19 protein-coding genes are annotated in these 22253 nt (G+C 68.6%); 11 read left to right on the forward strand and 8 right to left on the reverse strand.

Translation table 11 applies throughout. The features are described from left to right. Positions 1–213: 213 nt before the first annotated feature. The 3 genes from WOC76_RS02890 to ppa all read left to right on the forward strand — a co-directional run bounded on the left by WOC76_RS02890 (position 214) and on the right by ppa (position 2333). Positions 214–714: a sigma factor-like helix-turn-helix DNA-binding protein gene (locus WOC76_RS02890; protein WP_341103998.1), complete on the forward strand. Its 501-nt coding sequence runs from the start codon at positions 214–216 to the stop codon at positions 712–714. A gap of 8 nt (positions 715–722) precedes the next feature. Further along, positions 723–1607 carry an anti-sigma factor family protein gene (locus WOC76_RS02895; RefSeq protein ID WP_341103997.1) on the forward strand — a complete coding sequence of 295 codons (885 nt, stop codon included), beginning with the start codon at positions 723–725 and terminating at the stop codon, positions 1605–1607. A 192-nt stretch (positions 1608–1799) separates the two neighbouring features. Next, the gene (gene ppa, locus WOC76_RS02900) at positions 1800–2333 is read left to right on the forward strand and encodes an inorganic diphosphatase (RefSeq protein ID WP_341103996.1); all 534 of its coding nucleotides are present in this window, start codon (positions 1800–1802) and stop codon (positions 2331–2333) included. A gap of 31 nt (positions 2334–2364) precedes the next feature. Here the strand turns inward: ppa and WOC76_RS02905 are convergent, their stop codons facing one another. From WOC76_RS02905 to WOC76_RS02925, 5 genes are all read right to left on the reverse strand, one after another. Further along, the gene (locus tag WOC76_RS02905; protein ID WP_341389583.1) at positions 2365–2727 is read right to left on the reverse strand and encodes a DUF1636 domain-containing protein; all 363 of its coding nucleotides are present in this window, start codon (positions 2725–2727) and stop codon (positions 2365–2367) included. 106 nt (positions 2728–2833) lie between these two features. Next, positions 2834–3649: a Crp/Fnr family transcriptional regulator gene (locus WOC76_RS02910; RefSeq protein ID WP_341103993.1), complete on the reverse strand. Its 816-nt coding sequence runs from the start codon at positions 3647–3649 to the stop codon at positions 2834–2836. Between the two features lie 183 nt (positions 3650–3832). Continuing rightward, complete coding sequence (metW, locus tag WOC76_RS02915; RefSeq protein WP_341103992.1) at positions 3833–4462, reverse strand: methionine biosynthesis protein MetW; 630 nt, start codon at positions 4460–4462, stop codon at positions 3833–3835. Beyond that, positions 4459–5706: a homoserine O-acetyltransferase MetX gene (gene metX / locus WOC76_RS02920; protein ID WP_445730662.1), complete on the reverse strand. Its 1248-nt coding sequence runs from the start codon at positions 5704–5706 to the stop codon at positions 4459–4461. The genes metW and metX overlap by 4 nt, the downstream gene beginning before the upstream one ends. A gap of 105 nt (positions 5707–5811) precedes the next feature. Next, entirely contained in the window at positions 5812–6657 is an 846-nt protein-coding gene (locus WOC76_RS02925) for an alpha/beta hydrolase (RefSeq protein WP_341431264.1), read from the reverse strand. A gap of 130 nt (positions 6658–6787) precedes the next feature. Between WOC76_RS02925 and WOC76_RS02930 the strand changes: the two genes are divergently transcribed. The 5 genes from WOC76_RS02930 to WOC76_RS02950 all read left to right on the forward strand — a co-directional run bounded on the left by WOC76_RS02930 (position 6788) and on the right by WOC76_RS02950 (position 12531). After that, complete coding sequence (locus WOC76_RS02930) at positions 6788–7993, forward strand: glycosyltransferase family 4 protein (RefSeq protein WP_341389586.1); 1206 nt, start codon at positions 6788–6790, stop codon at positions 7991–7993. 135 nt (positions 7994–8128) lie between these two features. Further along, complete coding sequence (locus WOC76_RS02935) at positions 8129–8599, forward strand: DUF2147 domain-containing protein (RefSeq protein ID WP_341103989.1); 471 nt, start codon at positions 8129–8131, stop codon at positions 8597–8599. Positions 8600–8773: 174 nt separating this feature from the next. Further along, complete coding sequence (locus WOC76_RS02940; protein ID WP_341431265.1) at positions 8774–10633, forward strand: cation:proton antiporter domain-containing protein; 1860 nt, start codon at positions 8774–8776, stop codon at positions 10631–10633. 127 nt (positions 10634–10760) lie between these two features. Further along, complete coding sequence (locus WOC76_RS02945; protein ID WP_341103986.1) at positions 10761–11399, forward strand: S24 family peptidase; 639 nt, start codon at positions 10761–10763, stop codon at positions 11397–11399. A gap of 67 nt (positions 11400–11466) precedes the next feature. Next, the gene (locus tag WOC76_RS02950; RefSeq protein ID WP_341103985.1) at positions 11467–12531 is read left to right on the forward strand and encodes a cytochrome-c peroxidase; all 1065 of its coding nucleotides are present in this window, start codon (positions 11467–11469) and stop codon (positions 12529–12531) included. Positions 12532–12694: 163 nt separating this feature from the next. Here WOC76_RS02950 and WOC76_RS02955 read toward each other — a convergent pair whose 3' ends face one another. After that, positions 12695–14974, reverse strand: coding sequence for a transglycosylase domain-containing protein (locus tag WOC76_RS02955; protein WP_341103984.1), 2280 nt, complete (start codon positions 14972–14974; stop codon positions 12695–12697). A 248-nt stretch (positions 14975–15222) separates the two neighbouring features. On the opposite strand from WOC76_RS02955, the gene dnaN reads away from it, so the two are divergent. After that, entirely contained in the window at positions 15223–16341 is a 1119-nt protein-coding gene (gene dnaN / locus WOC76_RS02960) for a DNA polymerase III subunit beta (RefSeq protein WP_341103982.1), read from the forward strand. Here the strand turns inward: dnaN and WOC76_RS02965 are convergent. Beyond that, positions 16338–17855 (reverse strand): rhomboid family intramembrane serine protease, encoded by a 1518-nt coding sequence (locus WOC76_RS02965; protein ID WP_341103981.1) that lies wholly within the window; start codon positions 17853–17855, stop codon positions 16338–16340. The genes dnaN and WOC76_RS02965 overlap by 4 nt on opposite strands. Positions 17856–18027: 172 nt before the next feature. On the opposite strand from WOC76_RS02965, the gene WOC76_RS02970 reads away from it, so the two are divergent. Continuing rightward, a complete protein-coding gene (locus WOC76_RS02970; protein WP_341103980.1) occupies positions 18028–19005 on the forward strand; it encodes an OmpA family protein in 978 nt (325 codons plus the stop codon). Positions 19006–19155: 150 nt separating this feature from the next. Then, positions 19156–21603 (forward strand): glycogen/starch/alpha-glucan phosphorylase, encoded by a 2448-nt coding sequence (locus tag WOC76_RS02975; RefSeq protein ID WP_341103979.1) that lies wholly within the window; start codon positions 19156–19158, stop codon positions 21601–21603. 75 nt (positions 21604–21678) lie between these two features. Here WOC76_RS02975 and WOC76_RS02980 read toward each other — a convergent pair whose 3' ends face one another. Continuing rightward, positions 21679–22182: a bactofilin family protein gene (locus WOC76_RS02980; RefSeq protein ID WP_341103978.1), complete on the reverse strand. Its 504-nt coding sequence runs from the start codon at positions 22180–22182 to the stop codon at positions 21679–21681. Positions 22183–22253: the final 71 nt, after the last annotated feature.

Consider the following 22253-nt stretch of genomic DNA (forward strand, 5'->3'; position numbering starts at 1 on the left):
TCCATAGTGAAGCGGAAACGGATTGCGCGCCCTTTAGCGTGGATTTCGCTCAAAGGAAACCCTGGCCGGCGCCGCCTGCGGGGCCAGGCGAAAAATGCCGGCGCCGACCCTGTGGCCATTTGCCGGCGCTTGACCTATCATCCCATAGGAAACGCCACTAGAGGCGAGTGCGTCTTCTTCCAAGAGTCCGTCATCTTCTAGAACGAGCCGGATATGTCCAGGAAAGCCGGGATCCTCGAAAGGCTCTGCGACGTCGTTCCCGCATTGCGTCGTTACGCCCGCGCGCTCGCCGCAGGCGCCGGCCCGGCGCTTGCCGACGAACTCGTGCAGAGCGCGTTGCAGAGCGTCGGCGCAAGGGTGCGCGCCAGGGAGCTGCGGCCGGCCGATCTCGACGAGGCGCGCATCGAGGCCTATGCGGCGCTGACCGCCATGGCGGCGAAGCGGCTTTCGCATACGCCCCGGCCCGCGCCGCGCCATCCGCCCGTCGTCCAGGGCCTCGCCGAGCTTTCGGTCGACGACCGGGCTGCGCTGCTGCTGGTCGCGCTCGAAGGGTTCAGTTATGACGCGGCGGCGCGCATCGCGGGCGCGCCGCGCGAGACGCTGCTGGCCCGGCTGGCCCGCGCCCGCGCCACACTCGCCGTCGACGGAATGCGGGCGCCCGGCCTGGACGCCGGCGCGCGCCGCGCGGCCTCGCATCTGCGCGTCGTCAAGTAGGCATCGTCTTGAGCTCCGCAGGCTTCATCGAGGAAACCGACCTCCACGCCCTCGTTGACGGCGAACTCGACGCCGAACGGCGGCGCAAGGTCGAGGATCATCTTCTTCAGCGCCCGGAACAGGCGGCGCTCGTCGAGGGCTGGCGGCGCCAGAACGCCGCGTTGCGCGCGGCCTTCGAGCCGGTAGCCCATGAGACGCCGCCCCTCTCGCTCAAGGACGCGGCGTCGCGCCCGCCGCTCGCCACGCAGGGGCCGATCGAAACGGGCGCCATCCACTGGGGCCGGCCGGGCGCTTCGCGGCCGGCTCAGCGGCTCGACGAGATTCGCGCCCAGCGGCGCCGGCAGGCCATGCTGTCGACGCTGCTGACGCTCCTCGCCGGCGCCGCCGTGGCGGGGCTCGCGGCGCTCGTGATCGCAAGCCGGCACGAGGGGCCGCGCCCGCCGGTCGCGGCGTCGCTGACGCAGAGCTACGCCGGGCGCGCCAGCCTGACCTACGCGACCTATGCCGGGGATGCGCGCCCGGTCGAGATCGACAGTTCACGCCGCGGCGAACTCATGGCCTGGCTGCAGGAGCGCGTCGGCTTTTCCGCCGCGCCGGATCTTTCGGATCTGGGCCTGCGGCTGATCGGCGGCCGCGTGACGCCGGGGGTCGCGGCGCCCGCCGGCCTGCTCATGTACGAGCGCGCGGACGGCGCGAGGGTCGGACTCTATGTCGAGCGCGCCGAGGCGGCGCTCGCGCCGCAGGGACCGCGCGCGGGGCAGGGCGTGACGGCGGTCGAGTGGCGCGCGGGGGGCTTCGCTTTCGTCCTCCTCGGCGCGCTCGCGTCCGAAGACATGCAGGCCGCCGGCGAACGCGCCGCGAGCGCCGTCGCGGCGGCGCAGGAGCCGCGCTGAGGCCAGATCCCGACCGAGCGCGCAAAAACGGTTGACTTTGGCGCCGCCTCCAGTCCCTAAGAAGCGCGCCGGTCGCCTGCCGGAACGTAAGCGGCCGGATGAGGCCCGCTGGAGCGGGCCGGCGATCGGCGGGACCGTCCCGGCGCGGCTCGCGCCCAGGGCGGTCTTTTCCCAGGAAAACCGGAGCTAGATATGCGTCTCGACGCCATTCCGATCGGCGTGAACCCCCCGCATGAAGTCAATGTCGTCGTCGAAGTGCCGCTCGGCGGGGAGCCGATCAAATATGAACTCGACAAGGCCTCGGGCACGCTGTTCGTCGACCGCTTTCTTTACACGGCGATGCGCTATCCGGGGAACTACGGCTTCATTCCGCACACGCTCTCCGACGACGGCGACCCCTGCGACGTGCTCGTCGCCAATACGCGGCCGGTCGCGCCGGGCGCGGTGATCGCCGTGCGGCCGATCGGCGTGCTGCGCATGACGGACGAAGCGGGCGGGGACGAGAAGATCGTCGCGGTTCCCGCCACGCGCCTCACTCCGCGCTACACGGACGTGCACAATTACACCGACCTCCAGGAGATGACCTGGCGGCGGATCGAGCATTTCTTCGTGCATTACAAGGATCTGGAGCCCGGCAAATGGGCGAAGGTCGCAGGCTGGGGCGACGCCGCCGACGCACGCGCGCTCATTTCCGCGGCGATCGAACGGGCCAAGGCCGCCAAGTAAGGGCGCGGTCGGACGCCGTCGCTCCCCGCCGTCAGGGCAGCGGCGGCGTGCGCGAGACGACGCCCTTGCGGAAACAGATGGGACGGTCTTTCCAGGCGACGATGCCGTTTTCGCTCTCGCCGAAGCGCAGCGCCGAGTCGATCAGATCGTCGACGCCGGCCTGCGGATCGAGGTCGCCGATCACATAGGTCCATTTTCCCTGAGCCGCGAGGGCGATGGTCGCGGGCCGCTTGCACACGGCGAGACATTCGACGGGCTCGGTGGGGATCTCGAGATTGCGCTCGGCGAGCCTGTGGCGGAGAGCGTCGAGGAGGCGGGCGCCTGGGCGCGAATCCGGCTCCGCCCCGTCCCGGCAGGACACGCAGACGACAATTCTTACATCCTTCCTGGACACGCTTCGATTCTCCCGCATCTTGCGAGAGTTGTTTTGTGTCAAAGGCGCAAGAATGACAAGGGCCAGCGCGGCGCCGGCGCGGGCCGCGCAGGGGGCTCTCGAAGGCTCACGCCGCGTCCTCGCGCCGGCGCGTCGCAGACTTCTCCGAGGGCAGCCTCGCCGGTCCGCCGAGCGGGTCGCACTGCAGGGCCAGACGGGCGACGCTTTCGACGAGAATATCGCGCGTCTCGGTGCGCACGCCATGCTCCCGGAGCTTTGCGAAGGCCCGCGACAGGGTCTCCTGCTTCACGCCGAGCCTCGCGGCGATCAGGCGCTTGTCGTAAGGCAGGCGGAAGCGGCATTGCTCGACGCCCGGAGGGCAGAGCGAGAGGATGAAGTTTGCAAGACGCTGATCGGCGTTCTGGGCCTTGAGCGATTCGATCTCCATCACGAGCGCTGCGATCTTGTCGTTGCCATCCTGCGAGACGGCGGCGGCGAGCGCCGACGACTCCCTCATCAGCCTCATGAAGCGGGCGGCGGGGATCTTGAGCACGGAGGTCGGCCCGATCGCCTCGGCCGAGATGCGATAGGCTTCGCCGGGGCTCACCGGCGGCTCGCCCACCGTCTCGCCGTTCGAGCGGATGCCGATCAGCGTCTCGTCGCCGCTGGGCGCGGTGCGGAGCATTTTCACGTAGCCGCGCAGAATGACGACGACCGCCGCGACAGGATCGCCCTGGCGGAATATGACGTCCCCGTCGTCGAGAGCTTCCATCTTGGCTTCGAGCGCGAGGCGCGCGAGCGTCGGCTCGTCGACAAGGGAGAAAAGGCGCAGATCGCGCAGCGCCGGCTGTTCGGCGACGGCCGCGCGCCCGTTGCGGCGGTTCGCCCGGCCCTTCCGGGGCGCGGCGAGGCCCAGCGCAGGGTCGCTCGTCTGTGTGGACACGCCCGCATCCCCCTTTTCGCGAAAACGGCTTCGCGGCCTGTTCATGGGCATAAAAGCTTGCTTCCCGCCGGGGCCGCCAGCTCGAAGGCGAGGGAGCGCAACCGGTCGATAAGGGAAGGCTAACGCGAATGGGGACGACGCGAAAGACGAGCGCGCGGGACAAACCGTCGCACGCGGGCGGGCCTATTCGGGCGGCGCGCCGCGGGCGAGCAGAAACACCGCCTGCTCGCCGAAGAAATTCCACACCCACCAGGGGGCATTGACGCGGATCGGCACGCCGGCGTGGTCGAGCGCGACGCCGCGCTCGATGCCGGCGCCCAGTTCGTCGATCAGCTCCACGAAATCCCGGATCGTGCAAAGGTGGATATTGGGCGTGTCGTGCCAGCTGTAGGCGAGATTGCCGGTGACCGGCATGCGGCCGCGGAAGGCGAGCTGCGTGCGCACGCGCCAATAGCCGAAGTTTGGAAAGGAGACGATGGCGCGCCGCCCGATGCGCAGCATGTTGCGCAAGGCATCGCGCGGCCGGCGCGTCGCCTGCAATGTCTGCGAGAGGATCACATAGTCGAAGCCGTCGTCGGGATAGTCGGCGAGATCGGTGTCGGCGTCGCCCTGAATGACGGAGAGTCCCTTGGCGACGCATTCGTTGACGCCGCGCTGCGAGAGCTCCACGCCGCGTCCGTCGACGTTCTTTCTCTGCGCGAGAAGCTGCAGCAGCGCGCCGTCGCCGCAGCCGACGTCGAGCACGCGCGCGCCCCGTTCGACCATGTCGACGATGAGAAGATGATCCTGGCGCGGAGCGTCGATCCTGTTCATGCGCGTCCCTTCAGCCCGCGCGCCGCGGCGGCCGCTTCGAGAAAGCCGCGCGTCGTCGCGATGAACATGGGTTCATGCAGCAGAAAGGCGTCGTGGCCCTTGTCGGATTCGATCTCGACGAAGGAAACCGACGCGCCGCCGGCGTTGAGCGCATGGACGATCGCGCGCGAATCCGAAGTTGGATAGAGCCAGTCGGAATCGAAGGCGACGACGCAAAAACGCGTCTTCGTGTCCTTGAAGGCCTGCGCCAGCGAGCCGCCGTAATCGGCCGCGAGATCGAAATAGTCGCAGGCGCGCGTCACGAAGAGATAGGAATTGGCGTCGAAGCGCTCGACGAAGGCGAGGCCCTGGTAGCGCAGATAGTTCTCGACCTGAAAGTCGGCGTCGAAGGAGAAGGTCGGCGCCGAGCGGTCCTGAAGCTTGCGCCCGAATTTGCGCTGAAGCGCGGCCTCCGACAGATAAGTGATGTGCGCCGACATGCGCGCGACCGCGAGCCCCTTTTCGGGGCGCACGCCCTGTTCGAGATAGCGCCCGCCGCGCCAGTCGGGATCGGCCATCACCGCCTGCCGGCCGACCTCGTTGAAGCCGATGTTCTGCGCCGTATGTTTCGCCGCCGTGGCGATGGGCATGGCCGCGAAGACGCGGTCGGGATAGCTCGCCGCCCATTGCAGCACCTGCATGCCGCCCATGGAGCCGCCCGCGACGCAAAACAGCGTCTCGATTCCCAGATGGTCGATGAGCATCGCCTGGGCGCGCACCATGTCTCGGATGGTGACGACCGGAAAGTCGAGCCCATAGGGCCGACCTGTCGCCGGATTGATCGACGCCGGCCCCGTCGTGCCCATGCAGCCGCCCACGACATTGGAGCAGATGATGAAATAACGCTCGGTGTCGAAAGGCTTGCCCGGCCCGACCATCGCCTCCCACCAGCCGGGCTTGCCGGTCACGGGATTGACGCCGGCCGCATATTGGTCGCCGGTCAGCGCGTGGCAGAGCAGAATGGCGTTGCTCTTTTCGGCGTTGAGGGCGCCATAGGTCTCGTAGCCGATGGAAAGCGGCGCAATGCGGCCGCCGCCGTCGGTGACGAGCGCCTGCCCGGCCGGAAAGACGACGCACTTGCCATTGGCGCGGCCCGTAAGGCCGCTGGCCTCGCCGCTGCTCTTGCCGCCGCTGTTCTTGCCGCCGCTCTCCGTGGCCTTGGGCTCGGCGGCCGCCTGCTGAGCCTGATCGGATTGGGTCAAAATGTCCTCGCGTTCGATATGCCGAACGAATTGTTCGGCAACATCGAGGCGCGAGCCGGGCCTGTCAAGGCCCGACATATCCGTGCGCGGCCAAAGACCGCGGGCGCGTCAATCCCTGGACAAGAGGTCGCGCGGCGGCGCGCCCGCAGGGGGCGCGCCCATCAGCTCGACGGCGGCGCAAAGCTGGGCGAGGTCTTGCTCCCGCGACAGGCGGTGGTCTCCGTCGGCGATGAAGGTCAACGTCACCGGATCGGCGGAGAGATGCTCGACGAGCGTCAGCGCATGGCGCCAGGGCACGTCGGGGTCGTCCATGCCTTGCAGGATATGCACCCGCGCATGCGCGCGCATCATGCCGCCGAGCAGGAGATGCCGGCGCCCGTCCTCGATGAGCCGGCGCGTGATGGGCGTGGGCTCGGCGGCATATTGTGAGGCGCGCAGGAAGGCGCCTTTCTCCATGATGTCGCGCTGCGCGGCGGGGTCGAGGTTCTTCCACATCAACTCCTCGGTGAAATCGACCGCCGGCGCCAGCAGGACGAGCCCCGCGAGGCGCCCGTCCTCGCCCCGTTCGGCCAGGCGCCTGGCGAGCAGCAAAGCGATCCAGCCGCCCATGGAGCTGCCGATCAGGATTTGCGGCCCCCTGGTCGACCGCAGGAACACGCCCTCGGCCTGGGCGAGCCAGTCGCCGATGCAGCCGTCCTCGAACTTGCCGCCCGAAAGTCCGTGTCCGGAGTAATCGAAGCGCAGAAAGGCGCGGCCATGCGCGCGCGCCCACTCGTCGAGACGGGAAGCCTTGGTCGAGGCCATGTCGGAGGCGAATCCGCCGAGCCAGACCAGCCCCGGCCCGCCGTCCCCCTCCGGCGCGGCCGGCCGCAGCCGCCGCGCGATGCGCCAGGGCGCGCCGCCGGCAGGGTCCTCAATGTCGACGTAATCAACGTCTATTTCGCTGTGATTCATGGACTTCCCACATCCGCCCGTTGCTGGCTCCAGGCCTGTTTTTCCGCCCCGGCGCTCACAGTTGGTAAATAATCTCGCCAGAGAATGCGAGCCGGTCGGATATCGGATCGAACGCTCGCCCAATCGCCGCATGTCACAGACGCTCGCCCCTCTCGCCGCCGCCGCCGACCCCATCCTCGCCGGGCGCACGGTGCTGCAAATCGTGCCCGATCTTCAATCGGGGGGCGCGGAGCGCGCCGCGATCGACATGGCGGAGGCCCTCGCGCAGCTCGGCTGCCGATCGCTCGTCGCCTCGCGCGGCGGACGGATGGTGAGCGAGCTGCAATCGAAGGGCGGCGTCTGGCTTCCCTTCCCGGCCGCCACGAAGAACCCCATCGCCATGGCGTTGAATTCGATGCAGCTCGCGCGCATCATTCGCGACGAGGGCGTCGACATCGTTCATGCGCGGTCGCGGGCGCCCGCCTGGGTCTCCTATTACGCCACACGTCAGACCGGCGCGAAATTCGTCACGACCTATCACAGCGCCTATTACGGCGGCTCGCCGATCAAGCTTCGCTATAATGCGATCATGGCGTCGGGCGACGTCGTGATCGCAATCTCGGATTATGCGGCCGAGCGCATCCGCAGCTTGCATCCTGAAGCCGCGGGCCGCGTCGTCGTCATTCCGCGCGGCGCCGATCTGCGCGTCTTCTCGCCCGACGCCGTATCGTCCGCGCGCGTGGAGAGGCTGCGCGCGGAATGGGGCGTCGCGCCGCACGAGCGTGTGGCGCTGCTGCCGGCGCGACTCGCCGCCCGCAAGGGCCATGCGGTGATGATCGACGCGGCGCGCCGCCTCGCGGCGGAGGGGCTCGACGACATTCGCATCCTCTTCGTCGGCGATCCGCACAGCGACAGTTTCCGCCACGCGATCGAGGCTCAGATCTCGCGCGCGGGCGTCGAGGGCCTCGTGCGCAACGTCGGCCATTGCGAGGACATGTCGGCGGCCTATCTCGCCGCGGCCGTCATCGTGGCGCCCTCGACCGAGCCCGAGGCCTTCGGCCGCGTCGCCATCGAGGCGCAGGCCATGGGGGCTCCGGTCATCGTCTCCGACATCGGCGCCTCGCCCGAGATCGTGCTGGCGCCCCCACAAACCCCGCGCCAGCAGGCCACAGGCTGGCGCGTGCCGCCGGGCGATCCGGAGAAGCTCGCCGAGGCGATTCGCGAGGCGCTGGCCATGCGCGCCTCAGAGCGTGACGAGATGGCGCTGCGCGCGCGCCAGAACGTGCAGGCGCGTTTCTCCGTCGAGCAGATGCAGCATGCGACGCTCGAGGCGTACAGGCGTCTGCTGCGCGGTTAGGCCCGAGGCTGGGGCGCGCCGTGGGGCGCGCCTTCCTGGACGCAAAATTGCGCCCAGGAAGGCGCGCATCCGCGCCGAACTATCGCCCACAAAGACCCGCAGGCTCCTGTCATCGCCAACCAAGGAGCGATCGACATGAAGCTTTTCTCGGTCTTCGATCCCTTTGCGCGCCGTCTTTGCGCCGTGGTCCTGTTCGCGCTGACGGCGGCGTCCGCGGCTTTCGGCGCGAGCGACCCCGGCGACCCGCACGGCGTCTGGCGGCGGCCCGACGGCGGGGAGCAGTTCAGCTTCTATGACTGCGACGGCGGATTGCTCTGCGCCAGACTCGTCGCCGTCGCGAAGCCCGAAGACGCCGGCGCCGTCGGCACGGTGATCCTGCGCGGCGCCTCCAAGAGCGGCCCCAACGAATGGAAGGGCAAGCTCTACAATGCGCGCGACGGCAAGATCTACGAGGGGTACGTCACGCTGCGCTCGGCCAACGAGCTGCGACTCAAGGGGTGCCTGTGGGGTTTTCTCTGCGGCGGCGAGACATGGACCCGCGTCGCTGCGGCGGCGCCTGCGACAAAGCCGCGCGGCAGGGAGGCGGGCGCGGCGCAAGCGCAATAGGCGCGCCTTCCGCGAGCAAAGGGAGCGCCGCCTTCGGGGGGCGCTTTTTTTGTCGCCTCCAGGTCGCGAACGGCTGTCTTTTGGATCGCAACTTGCTCCATTTAGACTTGCGCCTCGCCATTCGAGATTCGAAATTCGCGAATCTCCGTCCTTTCGGGGCGCGCAGGGGGCTTCGTGGTCGAACAGACGTTGCATTTCGAGTCCTATCGCGAGGCGCTGGTCTTTCTCGCCACCGCCGGCGTCGTCGTGCCGCTGTTCCACCGGCTGCGCATCAGCCCTGTCCTCGGCTTTCTGCTGGCCGGCGCGGCGCTCGGGCCGCATGGTCTCGGGCGCTTTGCGCAAAATCACGCCGTCGCCTCCCTGTTCACGATCACGGATGTCGAGGGAGTCTCCCAGCTCGCCGAATTCGGCCTCGTCTTCCTCCTGTTCATGATCGGCCTCGAACTCTCCTGGGAGCGCCTCGCGCGCCTGCGCCGGCTCGTCTTCGGGCTGGGCTTTGCGCAGGTCGCGGTTTCGACCACGATGCTGGCGGCGGTCGGCCATTACTGGTTCGGCGTCGATCCGGCGCCCTCGATCCTGATGGGCGCGGCGCTCGCCATGTCCTCGACGGCCGTGGTGATGCCGGTGCTCTCCGAAGCGCGCCGCGTCAACAAGGCGCCGGGCCGCGTCGCCTTCTCGGTGCTGTTGCTCCAGGACCTCATGGTCGCGCCGGCGCTGTTCTTCGTCTCGGTGCTGGCGCGCGCCAAGACCGGGGGCTTCGGCGCCCTGGAGGCGGTGACGGCGTTTCTGCCGGCTTTCGTCGCGCTCGGCGCGCTCATCGTCTTCGGCCGCCTCCTGCTGCGGCCGCTGTTTCGCCTCGTCGCCTCCGTGCAGCTCACCGAGCTGTTCATGGCGGCCTGCCTGCTCGTCGTCATCGGCGAGGCGCTGGTGACCGCGGCGGCGGGCCTCTCCATGGGGCTCGGCGCCTTCATCGCCGGGCTGCTGCTCGCGGAAACCGAGTTCCGCCGCGAGATCGAAGTGACGATCGAGCCTTTCAAGGGGCTGCTGCTCGGGCTCTTCTTCGTCTCGGTCGGCGCCGGGCTCGACATTGGCGCGCTCGCGGCCGATCCGGGGCCCATCGTCCTGCACGCCCTGGGCCTCATCTTCGTCAAGGCGGCGATCATCTTTCCGCTGGCGCTGCTGTTCGACATTGATTGGCGCGCGGCGGCCGAAGCCGCGCTGCTGCTCGCGCCGGGAGGCGAATTCGCCTTCGCCCTGCTGACCTCGGCGATGATCGCGGGCGTGCTGCCGGGCCATTTCGGCGCCGACGCCATGGTGGTCGTCACGCTCAGCATCTTCTTCATCCCCCTGCTGGGGCGGCTCGGGGCGCGTCTGGCGCGGCCCGCCGGGCCCGAGGACGAAGACGCGCAATACGCGCATCTCGCGCCGGGCAACCCCATCGCGGAAGGGCGGGTGGTCATCGTCGGCTTCGGGCGCATCGGCAGTCTCGTGGGGGAAATGCTCGAGCGCCACAATGTGCCTTTCGTCGCGGTCGAAAATCTCGTGTCGCTCGTGTCCGAAGGGCGCGAGAAGGGCGTCGAAATCTACTGGGGCAATGCGGCGCGGCGCGACTTCCTGCTCAAATGCGGGATCGAGCAGGCGCGGGCGCTCGTCGTCACCATCGAGAATGCGCCCGCGGTCGAGGAGATCGTGCGCATCGCCCATGAGATCCGGGACGATCTGGTGATCGTCGCCCGCGCCCGCGACGCGCGCCACGCCACGACGCTCTATCGGCTGGGCGCCAGCGACGCCATTCCCGAAACCATCGAGGCGAGCCTCCAGCTCGCCGAGACCGTGCTCGTCGATGTGGGCGTGCCCATGGGCTATGTGATCGCGTCGATCCACGAAAAACGCGACGAATTCCGCAAGATCCTGCAACCCACTGGCGAAGAGGCGCGGGCGCGGCAGGTCGAGCGGCGCAAGGAGATCAAACGCGAACAGGCGCGGCGCCGCATTTCCGGCCGCTCGGCCGAGGAGGCGGGAGAGGAAGCCTGAGGCCCCCCCGCCTTACGGGAAGAGGATGGGCCGGGGCTCTCGCCCGTCAGGACGAGAACAATGGTGTTGCTGAAATGTTCGGGAGCATTTATTCCGCGCCCTAGGAATTCTTCCAGAGGCGGCCGCCATGGACATTCTCTCTCATGCGCAAATCTGGGCCGCGATCGACGCGCTCGGCGAGCGTTACGGGCTGACGCCGTCAGGGCTTGCGCGCAAGGCGGGTCTCGATCCGACGACCTTCAACCGGTCCAAGCGCGAAACGCCCACGGGGCGCCAGCGCTGGCCCTCGACGGAATCGATTGCAAAGGTGTTGCAGGCGACGGGCGCCAGCCTCGATGAATTCATGGCCCTGGTTTCGGACAACATCGGCGCGGCGCGGCGCCATACGCGGCCGTTGATCGGCGTGGCGCAAGCCAGGGAGGGCGCCTTTTTCGACGATGCGGGCTTTGTGATCGGAGCGGGCTTCGACGAGATCGAGCTGCTCGCCGCCGCCGACGAAAACGCCTATGCGCTCGAGATTTCGGGCGACTCCATGGCGCCGCTCTATCGCGACGGCGACATTGTGATCGTCTCTCCCTCGGCCCCCGTGCGGCGCGGCGACCGAGTCGTGGTCAGGACCGTCTCCGGCGAGATCATGGCCAAGGAGCTCAAGCGCCAGACCGCCCGCTCGGTGGAGTTGCGCTCCATCAATCCGGCCTATCCCGACCGCGTCATTTCACGCGACGAACTTGCCTGGATGGCGCGGATTTTATGGGCGAGCCAGTGAGTCGCGCGCACGGAGCTGTGCTATAGAACGATTCCCCGAAGGCCCTTTCCCGAAGATGGGTTGGAACATGCGCCAGCACCTGATCGTCCCGCTCCTTGCCCTCCTGTCGCTTTGCGCCGGCTCCGCCCGCGGCGAGGACGCCTTGCGCGACCAGGCGAAAGGCCTGTTCCAGCCGATCCCCAAGACCGCGCCGGCGCTTCCCGACAATCCGGCGACGCCCGAGAAGCTCGCGCTCGGCAAGATGCTTTATTTCGAGCCGCGTCTCTCGGAGAGCCGCAGCTTCGCCTGCGCCACCTGCCACAATCTGAGCATGGGCGGCGTCGACGGCGGCGCGCTCTCCTCCGGCGCCGCCCAGCTCGCGGGCCGCGAGGTGCAGACGGTGCTCAACGCCGTCTTCAACAAATCGCAGTATTGGGACGGCCGCGCCTCGGACCTTCAGGATCAGGTGGTCAATTCGGTGATGGCCAACCCGAAAGCCATGCTGAAGACCCGCGGCGGCCCGATGGCGATCAACCCGGTGGAGCTCTCCGCGACGAAGCAGCGCGAGATCGACCAGCTCAAAACCATCCCCGGCTATCGGGACGCTTTCCAGAAGGCGTTCCCCGGCAGTCCCGACCCGCTCGTCTACGACAATATCGGCCGCGCGATCGCCGTCTTCGAGGCGACGCTCATCACGCCCGACGCGCCATTCGACCGCTGGCTCACGGGCGACGACGCGGCGCTGGACGACGCCCAAAAGGCGGGCCTCAAGCTGTTCATCGACAAGGGGTGCGCCTCCTGCCACAACGGCATGAACATTGGCGGCGCGAGCTACGCCAAATTCGGCGTCGTCGCCAGTCCCGGCCCGGAGCATCTGCCGGCGGAGGACGCCGGCCGCTACACCGTCACCAAGTCCATCGCAGACCGCTACGTGTTCAAGACGCCGTCGCTGCGCAACGTCGAACTGACCGCGCCCTATTTTCATGCCGGGTCGACCTTCGATCTGAAGAAGGCCGTCGACATCATGGCGGACTCGCAGCTCGGGACGAAGCTTTCGGACGACGAGGCGACGAAGGTCGTCGCATTTCTCAAATCGCTCACCGGCAAGCAGCCCGAGATCGTGCTGCCGATCCTTCCGCCGCGCAACCGCTGAGCGGCCTGAGCGCCGGATGATGAAAGGGCGGGCGCCTCGCGGCCCGCCCTTTTTTCTTGCCGGTGTTTTTCTTGCCGGTGTTTTTTCTCGCCCGGTGTTCTCGCGCCCCGGCGCGGCGTCCCCCCAAGCGCGCAAGCGTGGCGGGCCTTGCCGAAGTCCCAGTCTAACCGCCGCCGAAGAGATCTTCGAAGATGCTCCTCGACGCAGCCGGCCGGCGGCCCCGGGGCGGCGGCGCGGGGGCGCCGGCGTCGGGAATGTCTTCCGGCGGCAGCAGGTCGTCTATGGCGCGCGGCGGCGCTGCGCGCGGACGCGTCGGCGGGGGCGTGACCGGGATGGTGGCGGTTTCGTCGTCCTGCGCCCGCCGGCCCGCTGGTTGCTCCGCCGGCGGAACGGAGACGGCTTGCCGTGGGCGCGGCGTGGGCGTGGGCGTGGGCGTGGGCGGAGCTGGGGCCGCCGGCTCGGCCGCGCCGCCCGTGAACATGCCGATGAGATCGTCGAGCGGGCGGGCCACGACTTCATCGAGCGCGCCATCTGCGCGCCAATTGCCCGAGGGGAGCCCCGCGACCTGGAGCCCGCGGTGGGCGATGCCCATGTAGCGGCTCCAGATTTCGACCGGCAGATTGCCGCCGGAGGCCTTTTTCGTGGGCGAATTGTCGTCGTTGCCGAGCCAGACGCCGGTGACGAGCCTGGCCGTGTAGCCGATGAACCAGGCGTCGCGGAAATCCTGGCTCGTCCCGGTCTTGCCGGCCGCCTGCCAGCCGGGAAGCTCCGCCTTGCGGGCCGTGCCGGTGAGCAGCGTTTCCTGCATCATGGCGTTCATCATCGCCACATAGTCCGGATCGACGACCCGGACCGGCGCGGGCGTCTTGCGCTGATAGAGCGTCTTGCCGCCGGCCGTCTTCACGCGCGCGACGATGTAGGGCTGAACGACGAAGCCGCCGTTGGCGAAGGGCGCGTAAGCCGCGACGAGTTCGAGCGGCGCGACTTCGGACGTGCCAAGGGCGAGCGAGGCGTTGGCCTGCAGGTCGGACTGAATGCCGAGCCGGCGCGCGGTCTTCACGATCGTTTTGGGACCGACCTCCATGCCGACGCGGACCGCCACCGTATTGAGGGAGAGCGCCAGCGCCTTGGTGAGCGTGACGGGCCCGAAATATTCGTGGCTGTAATTTTCCGGCGTCCAGCCCTTGATGTTGAGCGGGCCGTCTTCGCGCACCGTGTCGGGCGTCAGCCCATGCTCGATCCCGGCGAGATAGACGAAAGGCTTGAAGGCCGAGCCCGGCTGACGCTTCGCCGAGACGGCGCGATTGTATTGGCTTTCCGAATAGTCGCGCCCGCCGACGAGGGCCCGGATTGCGCCCGTCGGATCGAGCGAGACGACGGCGCCCTGGGAGACGCCGAATTTCGCGCCCTTCCTGTCGAGCTCCTCCTTGAGCGCGCCTTCGGCGACGGTCTGGAGCCGCGGGTCGATGGTGGTGGTGACGACGATGTCCTGATCGACGGCGCCGATCGTGTCGTCGAGCATGTCCATCACATAATCGGCCGCGTAATTGATCGAGCCCGCGCCCGTCTCCTTCTGGACCTGCGCCGGATGGGCGAGCGCGGCCTTCGCCGCATTGTCGGTGACGAACCCCTCCTGCGCCATGGCCGCGACGACCTGCGCGGCGCGCTCGGTCGCGCCTTCCGGATTGCGGTCGGGGGCGAGCTTGCTCGGCGCCTTCATCAGCCCGGCGAGCACGGCCGCCTCGGAGAGGGTCGCGGTCCTGGCGCTGTGGCCGAAATAGCGCTGGCAGGCCGCCTCCACCCCATAGGCGCCCGAGCCGAAATAGACCCGGTTGAGATAAAGCTCGAGAATCTGGTCCTTGGAATATTTGTGCTCCAGCCAGATGGCGAGGATCGCCTCCTGAATCTTGCGCGAGAGGGTGCGCTCCTGCGTCAGGAAGAGATTCTTGGCGAGCTGCTGGGTGAGCGTCGAGCCGCCCTGCATGCCGCCGCGCCCCGAGACGTTGCGCACGAGCGCGCGGGCTATGCCCTGCGGATCGACGCCCCAGTGCGAATAGAAGCGGCGGTCCTCGATGGCGACGAAGGCCTTGGGGACGAAAGGCGGCAGCTCGGAAATCTTGACCGCCGCGCCGCCCGTGTCGCCGCGATTGGCGAGAAGCTCGCCGTCGGCGCCGAGGATGGCGATGTTGGGCGGGCGCTTGGGGACGGAAAGCTGGTCGATGGGCGGCAGTTGCGAGCCGTAATAGACCGCGAGCGCGCCGCCGCCGACGGCGCCCCAGACGGACAGGGTCAGGGACCAGTAGATCAGGCCGCCGATCAGCGACCCCGAGCGCCGCCGCCGCGGCCTCTCGGCCTTGCGCGCGCGAGCCGAAGGGCGGGGCTCGGCCCGGAGGTCGTCGTCGTCGTCGAACCTGGGTTCCCGGCGATTGCCGTTACGCGCCATGCCACACCCGCCCCGAGGCTCCGCCGCAGCCTCCCGCGTATCCGATCCAACTTAAGAAAGGCCGTTTAAGGGCAGGTTAAGGATTGCGCGGCGCAACGCCCGCCGGCAAGCCGCTTCGTCCGCGCGAGGGCGGCCGGATTTCTCCACACGCCGCATGAGACCGCCCCCTTGCGCTTCGACGCCCGGCTTGCCAAAGTCTGCGCCCCCGGCGCGAGGCGCCGCCAGAATAAGATGCGGGTAATCCTGCGATGAAGGTCACGATCGAAAGAGCGGCGCTGCTGCGGGCGCTCGGCCATGTGCACAGGGTGGTGGAGCGGCGCACGACCATCCCGATCCTGGCCAATGTCCTCATCGACGCCCGCGATGGCGCGCTGACGCTCAAGGCCACCGATCTCGACCTCGAGATCACTGAAAAGGCGGCCGCCGAAGTCGGGCAGGCGGGCGCGACGACTCTGCCCGCGCATACGCTCTACGACATCGTGCGCAAGCTGCCCGAGGGCGCGCAGGTCTCGCTCGACGAAAGCGGTGAAACCGGCCAGCTCACCCTGCGCTCCGGCCGCTCGCGCTTCAATCTGTCGACTCTGCCGGAGAGCGATTTCCCCGACGTGACCTCGGGCGACTTCAGCCACCAATTCACGTTGGCGCCCGCCGATCTCAAGCGCCTCATCGAGAAGACGCAATTCGCGATTTCGAGCGAGGAGACGCGCTATTACCTCAATGGCATCTATTTTCACGCCATGGAGGTCGAGGGCCGGCTGATGCTGCGCGCGGTCGCGACCGACGGCCACCGCCTCGCCCGTCTCGAACTGCCCGCGCCCGAGGGCTGCGAAGGCATGCCCGGCGTCATCCTCCCGCGCAAGGCGGTGCAGGAGGTTCTGCGCCTCATCGAGGATGCGCAGGGCGACGTGCGCGTCGAGCTCTCGGTCAACAAGATGCGCTTCTCCTTCGGCGACGCGCTGCTGACGACGAAGCTCATCGACGGCACCTTCCCCGATTACGCCCGCGTGATTCCCTCCGGCAACGACAAGCGCCTCACGGTCGAGCGCGACGTCTTCGCCAAGGCGGTGGACCGCGTCTCGACGATTTCCTCCGAGCGCGGCCGCGCCGTGAAGCTCGCCTTGACCGAGGGCAAGCTCGTGCTTTCCGTGACCAATCCCGATCAGGGATCGGCGGTCGAGGAGATCGAGGCCGATTACGACGGCGCGCCGCTCGACGTGGGCTTCAACGCCCGCTATCTGCTCGACATCACCCAGCAGCTCGACAGCGACACGGCGCTCTTCAAGCTCGCCGACCCCGGCTCGCCGACGCTCGTCCAGGACCGCGACGGCGCCAGCGCGCTCTATGTGCTGATGCCGATGCGCGTCTAGGGACGGCGCTTCGACTCGACGATCATCCCGACCAGGAGCCCGAAGCCGAAGCCCGAGAGATGCGCGGCGAGGCTCGACATGGGCAGGATGAAATCCGCCGCGATTTGCGTGAGCATGGCGAGGCCCAGCGCCGTGGCGCGGAAGGCGTCGAGGCTGGCGCGGGCCCGCAGCCAATCCCGGGTCCGCAGCGCCGCGAGGACGCCGAAGAGGCCGAAGATCGCGCCCGAGGCCCCGACATAAAGCCCATAGCCCGCGCCGAGCACCATGACCCCGAGCACCACGACCGAGGAGAAGAGCGCCGCCCCGAGATAAGCCGCGAGCAGGCGCCAGGAGCCGATTTCGTCCTCGGTCTCGCGGCCGATCAGGGCGAGCATGGCCATGTTGAGCAAGAAATGCAGCGGGCCGTAATGCAGCAGGGTGGCGCTGAGCAGGCGCCAGCTCTCGCCATGCAGGACGAGCGGCGCCCAGAGCGCGCCGAGCCGGATCAGCGTCTGCACATCCTGCGAGCCGCCCATGGCGATCTCGACCGCGAACATGCCCGAATTGACGAGGATGAGGGCGAGGGTGACGGGCGGCAGGCGCCAGCCCCGCGTCTGGCGGGCGCATTCCAGGGCGACGCGCCCCGCCACCCCGTCGACGATTTCCTGCGCGCGCGGCGAGAGCGGCGCGGGCTCCTCCCAGGCCGCCGCAAGCTGGCGCCGGGCTGCGATCGCCGCCGACGTCTCCTTGAGGCTGACGGCGAGCCGCTCGAAGGTCGCGCGCGCCGGCGCCTCCTCTCCGGCGTGTTTCCGCGCGACGGCGATCCAGTAATCAGCCGAGTCCGGGTCGAGGCGCAGGAGAAGGCCGACGAGTTCCGCGACCTCGCGCGGCCGCCCGCCGAAGGCGAGGACGAAGAGCCAGGAAAAGGCCGTCTGCTCCAGCGGCGTCGAATCGACCGAGCGGGCGTAATCGCGCATCAGCGCCTCGATGCGGCCGGTTTCGCCCAGCGCGCGAAAACGGTAGGCGGCGAGCTGGCGGGCGTTCTCCGGGTCCTGCGCGAGGATGAGCGCCTTTTCCCAGTCGCCGCGCTCGGCGAGGAGCCGCGTCTCGATCGCCGCCGCCTGTTCGGGTGGCGCGTCCGCGGCGAGCGCCGCGAAGGCGCGCGCCTTTTCGCGCGGGTCCTCGATCGCCGCGGCGCGGGCGTAAGCCGCCGAAAGCCGCATCGCCTTGGTGGGGTGAAAAAAGGCCGCGAGATCGGCGCAGCGCGCGGCCTTGTCGAGTTCGCCCGCGCGGGTGAAGCGCGCCTGAAGCGCGCCGAGCGTCACCGGCGCGGCCACGAGCGGAAAGAAGACGAGGGAAACGAGCTTGCCCGCCTCCTGGGGAAACAACCACAGGCCGAAGCCGCCGACGATCAGCACCAGCGCATTGACGAGCGCGAATGTGCGCCGCCCGCTCCGGCGCTGCGCCAGGTCGAGCGCGAGCGAGAGGGCGGAGAGCGCCATCAGATTGACGGCGAGGACCGTTTGAAAATCCATTCTCGTCACGAGCGGGCTGAAACGGACGGAGGTGAGGATGTGCGCGGGCGCGCGCCAAAGTCAAATCCTGGCCCTTCGGAATCCCTGTTCCCGCGCCCCCTCTCGCTTGCGATCCGACTTCGGGCGCCCCATTGTCACGAAAGCGCGGCTTTCGCCCGCGACAAAGGCCGCCATGCTGGATTTCCTCATTCATCTTTGGCCCTGGCTTGCCGGTTCGCTCGCCACAGGCGCGGCGGCGGGCGCTTTTCTGCATGGCGGGACGCTGCGACGGCGCCCGGCCCGCTGGCTCTCCTGGTTCGGCGCGGCCTTTGTCGCGGGCGCCGCCGCCGTCGCGCTCGGAGCGGTGGAGGGCGCCGTCGCTGCGGCGATCGAAATCGCGCTCGCCTGTTTCCTGGCCTTCATCCTCGGCGCGGCGCTCCTCGCCGCCGCCCGGCGGGGCTCGCTGAAAGATCACGAACGCTGGGCCGTGGGCCTCGTCCCTGTCGCCCTGCTGTGGTGGGGGGCGGTCGAGATCGCCGCGCCCGCCTATGAGGCGCAGGCGCAAAAGCGCGTCGCCGCGCTCGCGCAAGGCGCTGGCCTCGATCCCGCGGGCTTCACCGTCTCGGGCCGCGACGAGACGGCGCCGGGCGCTCTCGCCGGGAAGACGGATCTGGCGGCGGAGATCGCCGCGACGCCGGGCGTGCGGCGCGTGATCCTCGCGCGGGACGCCGCGCCCGAGAAGGCGCCGGATCAGACGGCGTCGATTTCCGCGCCCCCGCCCCCGCCGGCCGAGGACGCCCGACCCACGCCCGCCGCCCTGCCGGACGGCGAATTCGACCCGGCCGCCTGCCAGCGCGCGCTCGACGCAGTGGCGCTCGCCGAACCCGTGGCCTTCCGCCCGGCGCGCGCGACCATTGACCGCCGCGCGGCCTTCGCGCTCGACAAGGCGGTCGAGGCGATACGGCGCTGTCCAATGGCGACGATAGAGGTGAGGGGCCACGCCGACGCGGGAGCGGCCGACGAGGCGCTGGCGCGCCGCCGGGCGCTTGCCGCCGAGCGTTATCTGCGCCGCGAGGGCGTGGCGGGCCGCAAGCTCGTGGGGGTCGCCTGCTGCGCGACCGCGCAGGAGCCGCGCCGCGGCGCGGGCGCCGTCGATTATATTTTGCGCTGAAGCGCATTTGGGCGCAGCGTCGCGCCGCCCTTTGTTTACCGCGCCGATCCCCTTGTTTAATCTTGCTTTGCGGCGCCGCCGGCTCGGGAGGGCGCGGCCGGTTCGTCCGGCGCCGCCTTTGCAACGGCCTTGGTGAGAGAGAAACCCCAGTTGAACGTCGTCGACCTGCACCCGCACTCCCACGCCGAGACCGTCGCCGCCCTGAAAGCCGAGGTGCAGCGCCGCCTCACCTATACGGTCGGCAAAGACAATGCGGCCGCGAGCCCGCGCGACTGGTTCGTGGCGACGGCGCTGGCGGCGCGCGACCGGCTCGTCGAGTCGTGGCTCGCTTCGACGGCGCGCAATTACCGCGAGGACCGGCGCCGGGTCTATTATCTCTCGCTCGAATTTCTGGTCGGGCGGCTGCTCATCGACACGCTGACCAATCTCGGCCTCACCGGCGCCATGCGCGACGCGCTCGCCGAACTCGGCGTCGATCTCGACCGGCTGCGCGAGATCGAGCCCGACGCGGCGCTCGGCAATGGCGGCCTCGGCCGGCTCGCCGCCTGTTTCATGGACAGCATGGCGACGCTCGAAATCGCCGCGATGGGCTATGGCATCCGATACGATCACGGCCTGTTCCGCCAGACCATCAAGGACGGCTGGCAGCACGAATATCCGGAGGACTGGCTTTCCTTCGGCAACGCCTGGCAGTTTCCGCGCCCTGAAATCACCTACGACGTGGGATTCGGCGGTCATGTCGAAAGCGCGCGGCTCTCCGACGGCCTGCTGACCCATGTCTGGCGTCCCGCGGAGACGATTGTGGCGGTGGCTTACGATACGCCCGTCGTCGGCTGGCGCGGCCGGCATGTGAACACGCTCCGCCTGTGGTCCGCCCGCGCCCCGGACCCCTTGCGTCTCGACGCCTTCAACCAGGGCGATCACGTCGGCGCGCTCACGGAGCAGGTGCGCGCAGAGGCGATTTCCAAGGTGCTCTATCCCAGCGACGCGACGCCCGCGGGTCAGGAGCTGCGGCTGCGGCAGGAATATTTCTTCGCCTCGGCCTCGCTGCAGGACCTTGTCCGCCGCCACATGAAGCAAACGGGCGACATCGGGAAGCTCGCCGAAAAGGTCGCCATCCAGCTCAACGACACACATCCGGCGATCGGCGTCGCGGAGCTGATGCGGCTTCTCGTCGACGTGCATGGCGTGGACTGGAGCGAGGCCTGGCGCATCACGCAGGCGACCTTCTCCTACACCAATCACACGCTGCTGCCCGAGGCCCTTGAGACCTGGCCGGTGTGGCTCATGGAGAAGCTGCTGCCGCGCCACATGCAGATCATCTATCTGATCAACGCCATTCATCTCGACGGGCTGAGGGCGCAGGGCGTGACGGACCCGTCCGTGCTCGCCTCGGTCTCGCTCATCGACGAGCACAATGGCCGCCATGTGCGCATGGGCCATCTCGCCTTTCTCGGCTCGCACAAGGTCAATGGCGTTTCCGCCCTGCACAGCGAACTGGTGAAGGAGACGGTGTTCCGGGACTTTCATCGTCTCTATCCCGACCGCATCGTCAACAAGACGAATGGCGTCACCTTCCGGCGCTGGCTGCTCGAGGCCAATCCGCCGCTTTCGCGGCTCCTCGCCGAGACGATCGGGACGGCGGTCTTCGACGATCCGGAAAATCTCGGCCGCCTCGAAGCCTTGGCCGACGACCCGGCCTTTCAGGCGCGCTTCGCGGCGGCCAAGCGCGAGAACAAGGAGCGGCTCGCGGCGACGATCTTCGAGAGCGTCGGCGTGCGGGTCGATCCCGGCGCGCTCTTCGACGCGCAGATCAAGCGCATCCACGAATACAAGCGCCAGCTTCTCAACGTGCTCGAAGCGGCGGCGCTCTATCTCGACATCGTGTCGCAGCCGACCCGCGACGTCGTTCCCCGCGTGAAGATCTTCGCCGGCAAGGCGGCGGCGAGCTATCATCAGGCCAAGCTCATCATCAAGCTCGCCAATGACGTGGCGCAGATCGTGAACGCCGATCCGGCCGCGCGCGGGCTTCTGAAGATCGTCTTCCTGCCCAACTACAATGTGAGTCTCGCCGAACGGATCATCCCCGCCGCCGATCTCTCCGAGCAGATTTCCACGGCCGGCATGGAGGCCTCGGGCACGGGCAACATGAAATTCGCCCTGAATGGCGCGCTCACCATCGGCACGCTGGACGGCGCGAATGTGGAAATCCGCGAGCGCGTCGGCGACGAAAACATCTTTATCTTCGGATTGACCGCGCAGGAGGTCGAGGAGAGCCGGGCGCGGAGCATCGACGCGCGCGAGACGATCGCCGCGAGCCCGCGCCTCTCCGCGGCGCTCGCCGCCATTTCGAGCGGGCTGTTCTCGCCCGATGACAAGCATCGCTATGCGCAGCTCGTCGATACGCTCACTTATTACGATCACTTTCTGGTGACGAAGGATTTCGACGCCTATGGCGCGGCGCAGCGGCGGGTCGACGCGCTGCGGCGGGACGAGAAGGCCTGGCGGCGCGCCGCCATTCTCAACACGGCCCGCGTCGCCTGGTTCTCGTCGGATCGCACGATCCGGGAATATGCGGAAGAAATCTGGAAGGTTTGAGCGGCCGCGCCTTTCGTGGCTCGCAGGGCCATGGCGAGAGGCGCAGCCAATGCGCAGCCTGGCGCTGCGGCGAGATCACCCCACCGAGCGGCGGGGAACGCGCAGATTGAGCTTGGTGAGGCGGCGCGGCGCGATCGGCGCCGCAATGGCGGCGGCCTCGGGCTCCTCGCGCTCGTCCTCGATCAGAACCGGCTCCAGGCGGCGCGGCGCCGCGACTTCGCGCCGCTGCTGCGGGGCGCCGGTCGTTTCGGCCACATTGGCGGAGCCGTTCAGCACGGCGCCGCGCGCAACCTCGAGCGCGCCGCAATCCCAGCTGCCTTCGACGCGGCCGGTGGCGCGCACCGTCATCAATTGCTTGGCGGTGATCTCCGCGCTCACCTGTCCGGCGACCTCGGCGCTCGACACGACGATCTTGCCCTTCACCACGCCGGTCTGCCCGACGACGAGATGGTTGCAGGAAATTTCCCCGTCGAAGGCGCCGTCGATGACGATGATGTCCTGCGCCCTCAATTCGCCCGTCAGTTCCGCGCCCTGTCCGATATAGACGGAATTTTCCTGATCCGGCCTGAATGTCGGCATGTTGCTACCCTCGTTTCGAATCGCGCTTTGCGGGCGGAAGGTTAAACCCATTCACGCCGGGCCGGGGAATT

Source organism: Methylocystis sp. IM3 (assembly GCF_038070105.1).
Classification (GTDB): domain Bacteria; phylum Pseudomonadota; class Alphaproteobacteria; order Rhizobiales; family Beijerinckiaceae; genus Methylocystis.